This is a genomic window from Arthrobacter agilis (genome assembly GCF_002953615.1).
GTDB classification, from domain to species: domain Bacteria; phylum Actinomycetota; class Actinomycetes; order Actinomycetales; family Micrococcaceae; genus Arthrobacter_D; species Arthrobacter_D agilis_B.
The window spans coordinates 536593-547665 of the sequence record NZ_CP024915.1; the positions used below are offsets into that span (position 1 = coordinate 536593).

The 11073-nt window shown below is 69.1% G+C and carries 10 protein-coding genes and 1 tRNA gene; 4 read left to right on the forward strand and 7 right to left on the reverse strand.

The window, feature by feature from the left end; genetic code table 11:
- Positions 1–716 (reverse strand): molybdopterin-dependent oxidoreductase (locus CVO76_RS02625; RefSeq protein WP_208741678.1); only part of this gene is annotated, 716 nt, incomplete at its 3' end.
- An 89-nt stretch (positions 717–805) separates the two neighbouring features.
- Between CVO76_RS02625 and fdhD the strand changes: the two genes are divergently transcribed.
- Entirely contained in the window at positions 806–1633 is an 828-nt protein-coding gene (gene fdhD, locus CVO76_RS02630; protein WP_133083173.1) for a formate dehydrogenase accessory sulfurtransferase FdhD, read from the forward strand.
- Positions 1634–1760: 127 nt separating this feature from the next.
- Here the strand turns inward: fdhD and CVO76_RS02635 are convergent, their stop codons facing one another.
- The 3 genes from CVO76_RS02635 to CVO76_RS02645 form a co-directional block, all read right to left on the reverse strand.
- Positions 1761–2552, reverse strand: coding sequence for an amino acid ABC transporter ATP-binding protein (locus CVO76_RS02635; protein ID WP_279628590.1), 792 nt, complete (start codon positions 2550–2552; stop codon positions 1761–1763).
- The gene (locus CVO76_RS02640; RefSeq protein ID WP_133083175.1) at positions 2539–3198 is read right to left on the reverse strand and encodes an amino acid ABC transporter permease; all 660 of its coding nucleotides are present in this window, start codon (positions 3196–3198) and stop codon (positions 2539–2541) included. Before CVO76_RS02640 ends, CVO76_RS02635 begins: the two co-directional genes overlap by 14 nt.
- A 64-nt stretch (positions 3199–3262) precedes the next feature.
- The gene (locus CVO76_RS02645) at positions 3263–4084 is read right to left on the reverse strand and encodes an amino acid ABC transporter substrate-binding protein (protein WP_133083176.1); all 822 of its coding nucleotides are present in this window, start codon (positions 4082–4084) and stop codon (positions 3263–3265) included.
- 218 nt (positions 4085–4302) lie between these two features.
- Here CVO76_RS02645 and CVO76_RS02650 point away from each other — a divergent pair, with 218 nt between their 5' ends.
- Positions 4303–6210 carry an ABC transporter ATP-binding protein gene (locus tag CVO76_RS02650; RefSeq protein ID WP_208740573.1) on the forward strand — a complete coding sequence of 636 codons (1908 nt, stop codon included), beginning with the start codon at positions 4303–4305 and terminating at the stop codon, positions 6208–6210.
- A 3-nt stretch (positions 6211–6213) separates the two neighbouring features.
- Here the strand turns inward: CVO76_RS02650 and CVO76_RS02655 are convergent, their stop codons facing one another.
- The 3 genes from CVO76_RS02655 to CVO76_RS02665 all read right to left on the reverse strand — a co-directional run bounded on the left by CVO76_RS02655 (position 6214) and on the right by CVO76_RS02665 (position 7463).
- Entirely contained in the window at positions 6214–6627 is a 414-nt protein-coding gene (locus tag CVO76_RS02655; protein ID WP_208740574.1) for an NUDIX hydrolase, read from the reverse strand.
- An 89-nt stretch (positions 6628–6716) separates the two neighbouring features.
- A tRNA-Arg gene (locus CVO76_RS02660) sits at positions 6717–6790 on the reverse strand.
- A gap of 31 nt (positions 6791–6821) precedes the next feature.
- The gene (locus CVO76_RS02665) at positions 6822–7463 is read right to left on the reverse strand and encodes a hypothetical protein (RefSeq protein ID WP_208740575.1); all 642 of its coding nucleotides are present in this window, start codon (positions 7461–7463) and stop codon (positions 6822–6824) included.
- 97 nt (positions 7464–7560) lie between these two features.
- On the opposite strand from CVO76_RS02665, the gene pcrA reads away from it, so the two are divergent.
- Complete coding sequence (gene pcrA, locus CVO76_RS02670) at positions 7561–10020, forward strand: DNA helicase PcrA (protein WP_208740576.1); 2460 nt, start codon at positions 7561–7563, stop codon at positions 10018–10020.
- 174 nt (positions 10021–10194) lie between these two features.
- On the forward strand, positions 10195–11073 hold an 879-nt coding region (sucC, locus tag CVO76_RS02675), incomplete at its 3' end, for an ADP-forming succinate--CoA ligase subunit beta (RefSeq protein ID WP_208740577.1).

Sequence of the window (11073 nt, forward strand, 5' to 3'; positions counted from 1 at the left end):
AGCATGCGGGGATGGTTGGTGCCGGGATTCTGGCCCGCGACGATGATCAGCGGCGCCGTGTCGAGGTCGAGCAGGGACACCGTCCCCTTGCCCACGCCGAGGGTCTCGTTCAGTGCCGAGCCCGAGGACTCGTGGCACATGTTGGAGCAGTCGGGCAGGTTGTTCGTGCCGATCCCGCGCACCATCAGCTGGTACAGGAAGGCCGCCTCGTTGGAGGTGCGCCCGGAGGTGTAGAAGATCGCCTCGTCCGGGCTGTCCAGGGCCGCCAATTCGTCGACGACGACCTGGTACGCCTCGTCCCAGGACACGGGCCGGTAGTGCGTCCCGCCCTCGTCGAGCAGCATCGGGTGGGTCAGCCGGCCCTGCTGGCCGAGCCAGTAGTCGTCACGGTCCAGGAGGTCCCGGACGGCGTGTTCGGCGAAGAACGACGGCGGCACGGTCCTCCGCGTGGCCTCCTCGGCGACCGCCTTCGCCCCGTTCTCGCAGAACTCGGCGGTGTGGCGCTTGTCCCCCTCGGGCCATGCGCAGCCCATGCAGTCGAAACCCTTCACCTGGTTGACGGCGAGCAGTGTCTGCGCGCTCCGGACGGGTCCCATCTGGTCGATCGAGATCTTGAGCGAGTTGATGACGGCCGGGAGTCCCACGGCCGTCGTCTTCCGGGCGCCCACCGTCAGCCGGGTCTCGTCGATATTGTCCTTCGGTGCCTTCGTTGCCACGCTGTCCACATCCTCGTGTCGGAGTCGACGAGCCAGGGGATGTCCGGAGTCAACTAACCTCATCCTAGGGCCGAGGTAAGGAGTGCCGGATGAACCGGGTTACACAGCGACGTCGCATCACCAAATTTCGCATCGGGGCGCAGACGGGACGCCGTGAGGACGTCCTGGCGGGCGAGGAACCCCTGGAGATCCGGCTCGGGGGGAGCGCCTTCACTGTCACCATGCGGACACCGGGCGACGACTTCGACCTCGTGGCCGGGTTCCTCGTGTCGGAGGGTGTCGTCTGGGAACCGGGCCAGCTGCCCAGCCTCCGGTACTGCGCGGGCGTCGACGAGGACGGCCGGCAGACCTTCAACGTGGTCGAGGCGCAGCTGCGGCCCGGCGTCGAGCTCCCGGACACCGCGATGGAGCGCCACGTGTACACCTCGAGCTCGTGCGGCATCTGCGGCACGGCCTCGATCGACGCCGTCCGCAAGTCCTCACGGTTCGACCTCCGGGAGGACGCGGCGCGGATCGACCTCGGGGTCCTGGCCTCCCTGCCCGACCGGCTGCGGGAGAGCCAGAAGCTCTTCGACCGCACCGGAGGCGTCCACGCCGCCGGCCTGTTCACCGCGGAGGGGGAGCTCCTGTGCCTCCGGGAGGACGTGGGGCGGCACAATGCCGTGGACAAGGTGGTGGGCTGGGCACTGCGCGAGGGGATGCTGCCCCTGCGGGGGACCGTCCTCCAGGTCTCGGGGCGGGCGTCCTTCGAACTGGTGCAGAAGGCGCAGCTCGCCGGGATCCCCGTGCTCGCCGCCGTCAGCGCGCCGTCGTCGCTGGCCGCCGACCTGGCGGACGACGCCGGGCTCACGCTGGTGGGCTTCAGCCGCGGGACCTCACTGAACTGCTACTCGCACCCGGACCGCATCGCGGCCTGAGCCCGCCCCCTGAGACGGACCGGGTGCGGCGTCGTGCACGCGGTTCAGCGCAGGAGGGCGTGTCGACGCGCGACACGCCGATGTTCCGGGCGACGCCGCCCCGAAAGCCGTGCACGACGCCGCTGGGTCAGAAGGGGTTGAGCAGGCGCTGGACGAAGCGGCGGGTCCGCTCCTCGCGGGGATTGCGCAGCACCTGGTCCGGATGGCCGTGCTCGACGACGACGCCGCCGTCCATGAAGACCACCTCGTCGGCGACCTCCCGGGCGAACGCCAGCTCGTGCGTCACGATCACCATGGTCCACTTCTCCTCGGCCAGCTCCTTGATCACCGTGAGGACCTCGCCCACCAGCTCCGGATCCAGCGCCGAGGTCGGCTCGTCGAACAGGAGGAGGTCGGGCTGGAGTGCCAGGGCACGGACGATACCGACCCGCTGCTGCTGCCCGCCCGAGAGGTTGAACGGGTAGTCGTCCCGCTTCGCGGCCAGGCCCACGCGTTCGAGCAGCCGTTCGGCATCCGCAACGGCATCCTTCCGGGGCCGCTTCTGAACCTGGACAGGACCCTCGATGATGTTCTCGAGCACCGTCCTGTGGGGGAACAGGTTGTAGTTCTGGAAGACCATGGCGCTGCGGTCGCGGAGGGCCAGCGCCTCCTTCTTCGTCACCCTCGCGCCGAAGTCCACCGACGGGCCGCCGCGGAAGGCGACCGTCCCGCCGTCGGGCGTCTCCAGGCCGTTGAGGCAGCGCAGCACCGTGGTCTTGCCGGACCCGGACGGGCCCACGAGCGCGACGACCTGGCCGCTGTCGATGTGGAGGTCGATCGAGGAGAGCACCCGGTTGGTCCCGAAGGACTTCTGCAGGGCCGTGACCTCCAGCAGGGGGCCCTCCGAAGTGTGCGGTCGCAGGGGATCAGTGGGCGACATAGCGGTCCAACCTCTTCTCGAGCGCGGACTGGCCGCTGGACAGGACCAGGCAGATCACCCAGTAGATCGCGGCGGCCTCGACGTAGACCAGCATGAATTCCTGCGAGAAGGCAGCGATCTGCTGGGCCTCCCGGAACAGCTCCGTGACGAGGATGACCGACGCGAGGGACGTGTCCTTGACGAGGCTGATGAAGGTGTTCGACAGCGGTGGCACGGATACGCGTGCCGCCTGCGGCAGGATGACCCGGCGCAGGGCGACCGCGCGGGACATGCCGATGGTGTGGCACGCCTCCCACTGGCCCTTCGGGACGGACAGGATCGCGGCCCGCAGGATCTCCGCCGCGTACCCACCGACGTTGAGGGAGAACGCGATGATCGCGCTCGGCCACGGGTCGATGGTGAGCCCGATCGAGGGCAGCCCGTAGAAGATCACGAACAGCTGCACCAGCAGGGGAGTGCCCCGGATGACGGAGACGTAGAAGCGGGCGATCCCCGCGAGGACGGGCTGTCCGCTGATGCGCAGCAGTGCGACGACGAGCGCCAGTGCGAGGCCGATGGCGAAGGACGCGAGCGAGAGCGGGATGGTTCCCACCACGCTGCCGGAGACCATGGGCCAGAACGAGGTGCGCGCCAGCTCCCAGTCCATCAGTCAGCTCCTCCGGGCCGGGCGCCGGGCGTGCACGGGCGCGGTCCGCCCCCTGCTGCCGGCATCACTCGCTGACGTCGGAGCCGAAGTACTTCTCCGAGATCTCCGCGAGGGTGCCGTCCGCGCGCAGTTCCCCGAGCGCCGTGTTGATGGCGTCCACGAGGTCGGTGCTGCCCTTGCGCACCGCGACGGCGCTCTCCGAGGTCTCGTCGGTGGTGACCGCGATCTTGATGCCTGCGTTGTTGCTGGTCTTCTGGTAGTCGAGGTAGGTCAGCTCGTCGTTGATGGTCGCGTCGACGCGGCCCTGCTCGAGGAGCGTGACGGACTGTGCCCAGCCCTCGACGGGCTCGACGTCGGCACCGGCCTCCTGCGCCAGCTCGTACCAGTTGCTGGTCAGCGACTGCGCGGTGGTCTTGCCGGAGAGGTCCTCGAAGGAGGTGATGTCGGTGTTGTCCGCCGTCGTGACGATCACGCCCGAGCTCACGGTGTACGGGTCGGAGAAGTCGTAGGTCTCCTTGCGCTCGTCCGTGATCGAGACCTGGTTCGCGATGACGTCGAAGCGGCCCGCCTCGAGACCCGCGAAGATCGCGTCCCACTGCGTCTCCTCGAACTCGGCCTCCACGCCCAGCTTCTCGGCGACCGCGGTGATGACCTCGACGTCGTACCCGGTCAGGTCGCCGCTGCCACCCTCGTGGTAGCTGAAGGGCTTGTACGTGCCCTCGGTCCCGACGGTGAGCACGCCCGCGTCCTGGATCTCCTGGAGCGACGTCGGGGCCGCGGACTCGGAGGCTCCACCGTTCCCTGCGGGCGTCGAGGATGAACCGCAGCCGGCGAGCGCCAGGGTGAGGGCTGCGGCGGCACCGAGGAGGGACAGGCGGTGGGTCATGGGACTTCCTTTGGTCTCGAGTGGACGGGCTCGGCGGGCGGGGAAATAGAAGGAGCCATGGTTGGCTTGAACCCTACGTACCTCCGCCCCTACCGGGACCGGAGTAGAACACTACTGAGGTGAACACCGGAGCATCCACTTATTGTTCCGAAGTATTGCGGCGGGGGTCCAGAAACCCGGGACCCGAGCCGGGACTGGCATCCGTGGAAGGAATCGCTATGAGCATGGAAGGCGCGGCCTGGAGCTCGCTGTACAAGATCTCGACGGCGAAGAACGGTGCGCACGGCTTCTCCCGGGAGTCGGTGCGCCGAATCCTCACGTTCGCCGTGCCGTACCGGTCGAAGCTGCTGCTGTTCATCCTGCTGTCCGTGGCCGGGGCGTTCCTCGCGGTCGCGACGCCGGTCCTGGCCGGGCAGGTCGTCGACGTGATCGTCGCCCGCGGCGAGGTGCGCACCGTCGTGTGGCTCGCCGTCGTCATCGCGCTCGTGGCCGTCGCGGATGCGGCGGTGTCCCTCGTGACGCGGTGGTACTCGGCGCGCATCGGTGAGGGCGTCATCCTCGACCTGCGGACCGCCGTGTTCAACCACGTGCAGAAGATGCCCATCGCCTTCTTCACGCGCACCCGCACCGGCGCGCTGGTGAGCCGCCTGAACAACGACGTGATCGGCGCCCAGCAGGCCTTCAGCGGCACGCTCTCCGGAGTGGTCACCAACCTCGTGGCGCTGGTCCTCACCCTCGCGGTCATGCTCAGCACCTCGTGGCTGGTCACGGTGCTCGCCGTCGTCATGCTGCCCGTCTTCCTGGTCCCGGCGCGCCGCATGGGGAGCCGCCTCGCGGCCCTCCGCCGCGAGGCGGCCGACCACAACTCGGCCATGAGCACCCAGATGACCGAGCGGTTCTCGGCACCCGGTGCCACCCTGGTGAAGCTCTTCGGGCGGCCCGACGAGGAGGCCGAGGAATTCCGTGTCCGCGCGGCGCGCGTGCGGGACATCGGGGTGCGGACCGCGATGCTGCAGTTCGTGTTCTTCACGGCGCTGATGCTCGTCTCGGCGCTGGCACTGGCCCTGGTGTACGGGCTCGGCGGTTTCCTCGCGCTCGCGGGACAGCTGGACACCGGCGAGGTGGTGACGCTCGCACTCCTGCTCACGCGCCTCTACGCACCCCTGACGAGCCTGGCGAACGCGAGGGTCGAGATCATGAGCGCGATCGTCAGCTTCGAGCGCGTGTTCGAGGTGCTCGACCTCGAGCCGCTCATCCAGGAGAAGCCCGACGCCGGGAGCGTGCCGGCGGGCCCGGTGGCCGTGGAGTTCGACGACGTCCGCTTCGCCTACCCGTCCGCGGACAAGGTCTCGCTCGCCTCGCTCGAGGAGGTCTCGACGCTGGACACCCGGGGCGGCGAGGAGGTGCTGCACGGGGTGTCCTTCCGGATCGAGCCCGGGCAGACGGTCGCACTGGTGGGCACCTCGGGTGCCGGGAAGTCGACCATCGCACAGCTCCTCGCGCGCCTGTACGACGTCGACAGCGGTGCGGTGCGGCTGTCCGGTGCGGACGTCCGCGACGTGACCTTCGCGTCGATGCGGCAGACACTGGGCATGGTGACGCAGGACGGTCACCTGTTCCACGAGACGATCCTCTCCAACCTGCGGCTCGCGCGGCCGGAGGCAACGGAGGACGAGGTGTGGGACGCCGTCCGGCGGGCGCGGCTCGAGCCGCTCGTGCGGTCGCTGCCGGACCAGCTGGACACGATGGTCGGTGAACGCGGCTACCGGCTGTCGGGTGGCGAACGCCAGCGCATGACGATCGCGCGCCTGCTGCTCGCGCATCCGCGGGTGGTCATCCTGGACGAGGCGACGGCGGCGCTCGACTCGACGTCGGAGGCGGCCGTGCAGGCCGCGCTGAGCGAGGCGCTCGAGGGCCGGACGGCGATGGTCATCGCGCACCGCCTGTCCACCATCCGCAGCGCCGACCTGATCCTCGTCGTCGAGGACGGGTCGATCGTGGAGCGGGGGACGCACGACGAACTGCTGGCGGTGGGGGGCCGCTACGAGGAGCTGCACCGCACGCAGTTCGCGGTGCAGAAGAACGTCGCGGTGGACGAGGAGCCCGAGGCGCTCACCGGCGTCTGACGTTCAGCCGCGCAGCGACAGCAGGGCGGGGATCACGTAGCCGGTCAGCAGCGGGGCGAGATCCGCGCGGTGCTGCGGCCCGTCGAGGGGGAGCCAGTCGATCTCCTCGATCTCGGCCGCAGGACGGGGCTCGGCGGTCAGCGGGCACAGGAAGACGGTGGCGACCAGGTGGGTGTCCGCCTCGTTCGCCGCCGGCCCCTCCCAGGTGCCCAGCAGGGTCAGGTCCTGCGGTGCGACGGTGAGGCCCAGCTCCTCGGACACCTCCCGGGCGCCGGCCTGCGCCGGCGACTCGCCCGGCTCCGGCTTGCCGCCGGGCTGCATGAACAGCGTCGTCCCGCGCTTGCGTACCAGCAGCAGGCGGCCGCGGTAGTCGATCAGGCACAGGGCGGTGACGGTGATCGTCGCCCGGTCGGTCATTCGGCTCGTCCGTTCCGGCATGGCGTCCAACCTACCGCCGGACGACGAAGGAGGATGGGCGCGGCTGCCCATCCTCCCTCGATGCCGTGTGCCCCTGGCCGGAATCGAACCGACGACCTTCCCTTTAGGAGAGGGACGCTCTATCCTACTGAGCTACAGAGGCTCGGATCCGTGGTGCTCCCGATCCGGCGGTCCTAGCTTACCCGTTCTTCGTCCCGGGGTCCGCGCTCCCGCGCAGGTCCGCGCAGGCGCCGCGGCAGGAACACGGCCACTGCTCCTGCGAGGAGGCTGACGGCGAGCAGCACCCAGCGCAGGACCGTCAGCGCCGAGGCGAGTGCCACCGTGCCGGGATCGGCGCCCGCGAGCGCCGTGTCGATCGCGATGTTCTCCCACAGGTCGGCGACGACGAAGAGGATCACCGGCGACCACAGCAGCCGGCGCAGCCAGCGGCGTCCGGCGTTGAGCTGGACCAGCAGGAGCCAGGCGAACGCGAAGATCAGCGGGAACAGTGTGCCGGCGGTCCGGTGCACGTAGCTCAACTGGCCGCGGGCGTCGTCGTCCATCGTCTCGCGCAGGCGCTGGACGTACCCGGCGTCGTATCCGCCGATCATCAGGTCCGGCATGGTCAGTCCTCCGGACAGCTGCGTCATCTGCCCCAGTGTCAGCAGGTGGAAGTACCAGAAGAGGAACAGGGCGGCGACGGCGGCCGCGATCAGGACGAGGTTGCCGTTGCCCTTCCGGCTCCCCGCCGAGGCCGGCGTGGAGGGTGCGGAGGGTGTCGCCGCCGGTACGCCGGCTGAATGCTTGCGTGCTATCTGCGCCCTCGTCTTCGCCACCCCTCCAGTATGGGCGACGCGGCGGCGGTCCCGGCATCGCCCCGACGGCGGCGCGCGGCGGGTGAGTGTCGGGGGTACCGCCTAGAATTGGAGCACCATGGACATGCTCTTCGATCCCTACGTCTCCCCGCCCACGCCCGCCGAGAAGAAGCGCGCGCGCGAGGCGGCGATGGCGGCGGAGCACTCCGATCCCGCCGCCGGACACGTGCCCTCGCGCGTCGGCGTGGACGAGCACAGGGCGCAGGAACTGCTGGTGGGACTGAACCCCCAGCAGGGGGAAGCCGTGAAGCACGGTGGGTCGCCCCTGCTGATCGTCGCCGGCGCGGGATCCGGCAAGACCCGTGTGCTCAGTCACCGCATCGCGTACCTGCTGGCCACCGGTCGTTCCCACCCCGGGCAGATCCTGGCCATCACGTTCACCAACAAGGCCGCCGCCGAGATGCGCGAGCGCATCGAGGGCCTCATCGGCGACGTCGCCAAGCGCATGTGGATCTCCACCTTCCACTCGTCCTGCGTGCGGATCCTCCGCCGCGAGGCGGCCTCCGTCGGGCTCAACTCGAACTTCTCCATCTACGACTCCGCCGACACGCTGCGCCTCATCACGCTCGTCGCCAAGGGCCTGGACCTCGATCCGAAGAAGTTCGCGCCCAAGGCGATCCAGCACAAGATCTCCGCGCTCAAGAACGAACTGATCGACGAGGAGACCTTCGCCTCGGAGGCAGGCCTCTCCGATCCCTTCGAGCAGGCCGTCGCCGAGGTGTACACGGGGTACGCGCAGCGCATGCGCCAGGCCAACGCCATGGACTTCGACGACCTGATCGCGCAGACCGTGTTCATGTTCCGGGCCTTCCCCGGCGTGGCCGACTACTACCGGCGCCGGTTCCGCCACGTCCTCGTCGACGAGTACCAGGACACCAACCACGCGCAGTACGCCCTCGTCCGGGAGATCGTCGGCGTCCCGGGTGAGTCCTCCGAGGACCCGGCGGAGCTGACCGTCGTCGGCGACTCCGACCAGTCCATCTACGCGTTCCGCGGCGCCGATGTCCGCAACATCGTCGAGTTCGAGAACGACTACCCGAGCGCGCGGACCATCCTGCTCGAACAGAACTACCGCTCCACCCAGAACATCCTCAGTGCCGCGAACGCCGTGATCTCCCGCAATCCGAACCGGCCGGAGAAGCGGCTGTGGACCGCCGAGGGCAGCGGCGAGAAGATCGTCGGCTATGTGGGTGAGAACGAGCACGAGGAGGCCCGTTTCATCGCCGAGGAGATCGACCGGCTCCAGGACGAGGAGAACCTCCGCCCGGGTGATGTCGCCGTCTTCTACCGCACCAACGCCCAGTCACGGTCCATCGAGGAGATCCTGCTGCGCGTGGGCCTGCCCTACAAGGTGGTCGGCGGCACCAGGTTCTACGAGCGCAAGGAGATCAAGGACGCGCTCGCGTACCTGCGCGTCCTGGTGAACTCCGACGACGTCGTCAACCTGCGCCGTGTCCTCAACGAACCCAAGCGCGGCATCGGCGACCGTGCCGAGTACGCGATCGCGGCGCTCAGCGAGCGTGAGCGGATCAGCTTCATGCAGGCCCTCCGGCGGGCGGACCAGGCACCCGGGATGGCCACGCGCTCGGTCAACGCCGTGGCCGGATTCGTGAAGCTGGTCGACGATCTCGCGGAGGTCGCCAGCGGGTCCGGCGCGTCCGCCGCCCTCGAGGCCGTGCTGGAGCAGACCGGCTACCTCGAGCAGCTGCGGACCAGCAACGATCCCCAGGACGAATCCCGCGTGGAGAACCTGGCCGAGCTCGTCGCCGTCGTCCGCGAATTCGAGCGCGACAACCCGGAGGGCACGCTCGGGGACTTCCTCGAGCAGGTGTCCCTCGTCGCGGACGCCGACTCCATCCCCGACGCCCCCGACGGCTCGGCGGCGGACGTGCAGCGCGCCGTCGAGGAGGCACGCCGCCAGGGCGTCGTGACCCTCATGACCCTGCACACCGCCAAGGGCCTCGAGTTCCCCGTGGTGTTCCTGACCGGCATGGAGCAGGGGATCTTCCCGCACCAGCGTTCGGCCACCGACCCGAAGGAGCTCGCCGAGGAACGGCGCCTGGCCTACGTGGGCCTGACCCGTGCCCGCCGGCGCCTCTACATCACCCGGTCCGAGGTCCGCAGCATGTGGGGCCAGAGCCAGTACAACCCGGCCAGCCAGTTCGTCAGCGAGATCCCCGAGGAGCTGATCTCCTGGAAGCGCGAGGGTGCGGCGAAGCCGGCGTGGACGTCCGGCGGGAGCATCAGCGGGCCGCGGTTCAGCGGGTCCTACTGGGGTGCGAGCGGTGGCGGCTTCACCGGCAGCGCCGCGGCTCCCTCGAAGAGCGTGGGACGCGTGCAGCCGCAGAAGGAAGTGGTGTCCGTCGCGGTCGGGGACCACGTCAACCACGCGAGCTTCGGCAACGGCACTGTCCTGTCCGTCGAGGGCGCCGGCGACAAGACCGTGGCCAAGGTGCGGTTCGACGTCGGCGAGAAGCGGCTGCTGCTGCGCTACGCACCCCTGACGAAGGTGGCCTGACGCCGTTCGCGGCATCATACCGGGAGGAAAAAACGTCAACGATCCCGGGCCGGATTTCTACACCGGATAGAACTGTGGCCTTACTCACTAAACCGATAGTCTGGGAAAGGCCTCCGGCCCGAGGGGCTAAAGTCCCTTGTGTAAACCTACTTCGACGTAGAAGGACTCTAGCCCGTGGACCTGTTTGAATATCAGGCGCGCGATCTCTTTGAGGCACACGGAGTTCCCGTGCTCGCCGGCATCGTGGCGCACACCCCAGAAGAAGCAAAGGCAGCAGCCGAGAAGATCGGCGGCGTCGTCGTCGTCAAGGCCCAGGTCAAGGTGGGCGGTCGTGGCAAGGCCGGCGGCGTGAAGGTCGCCAAGACCCCCGACGAGGCCTTCTCCTATGCTTCGGACATCCTCGGGATGGACATCAAGGGGCACACGGTCCACACGGTGATGATCGCGCAGGGCGCCGACATCGCCGAGGAGTACTACTTCTCCGTCCTGCTCGACCGGTCCAACCGCAACTACCTGGCCATGTGCTCGGTGGAGGGCGGCATGGAGATCGAGCAGCTCGCCGTCGAACGCCCCGAGGCGCTGGCACGCATCTCGGTGGACGCCGGCACCGGCATCGACCAGGCCAAGGCCGAGGAGATCGTCGACGCCGCGGGGTTCGCCCCCGAACTGCGCCAGGGTGTCGTCGCCACCATCCTCAAGCTGTGGGACGTCTTCGTGAAGGAGGACGCCACGCTCGTGGAGGTCAACCCCCTCGTGAAGACCGGTGCCGGTGACATCGTCGCCCTCGACGGCAAGGTCACCATCGACGAGAACGCCGGGTTCCGCCACGCGGACCACGCCGCCCTCGAGGACAAGGACGCGGCCGATCCGCTCGAGGCCAAGGCCAAGGAGAACGACCTCAACTACGTCAAGCTCGACGGCGAGGTCGGGATCATCGGCAACGGCGCCGGACTGGTCATGTCGACCCTCGACGTCGTCGCCTACGCCGGCGAGGCGCACGGCAACGTGAAGCCCGCCAACTTCCTCGACATCGGCGGTGGAGCGTCCGCCGAG

Bases quoted from the DNA above. Each gene is read 5' to 3' on its own strand.
- fdhD (WP_133083173.1), top strand. From the start codon at position 806: ATGAACCGGGTTACACAGCGACGTCGCATCACCAAATTTCGCATCGGG.
- CVO76_RS02635 (WP_279628590.1), bottom strand. From the start codon at position 2,552: ATGTCGCCCACTGATCCCCTGCGACCGCACACTTCGGAGGGCCCCCTG.
- CVO76_RS02640 (WP_133083175.1), bottom strand. From the start codon at position 3,198: ATGGACTGGGAGCTGGCGCGCACCTCGTTCTGGCCCATGGTCTCCGGC.
- CVO76_RS02645 (WP_133083176.1), bottom strand. From the start codon at position 4,084: ATGACCCACCGCCTGTCCCTCCTCGGTGCCGCCGCAGCCCTCACCCTG.
- CVO76_RS02650 (WP_208740573.1), top strand. From the start codon at position 4,303: ATGAGCATGGAAGGCGCGGCCTGGAGCTCGCTGTACAAGATCTCGACG.
- CVO76_RS02655 (WP_208740574.1), bottom strand. From the start codon at position 6,627: ATGACCGACCGGGCGACGATCACCGTCACCGCCCTGTGCCTGATCGAC.
- pcrA (WP_208740576.1), top strand. From the start codon at position 7,561: ATGGACATGCTCTTCGATCCCTACGTCTCCCCGCCCACGCCCGCCGAG.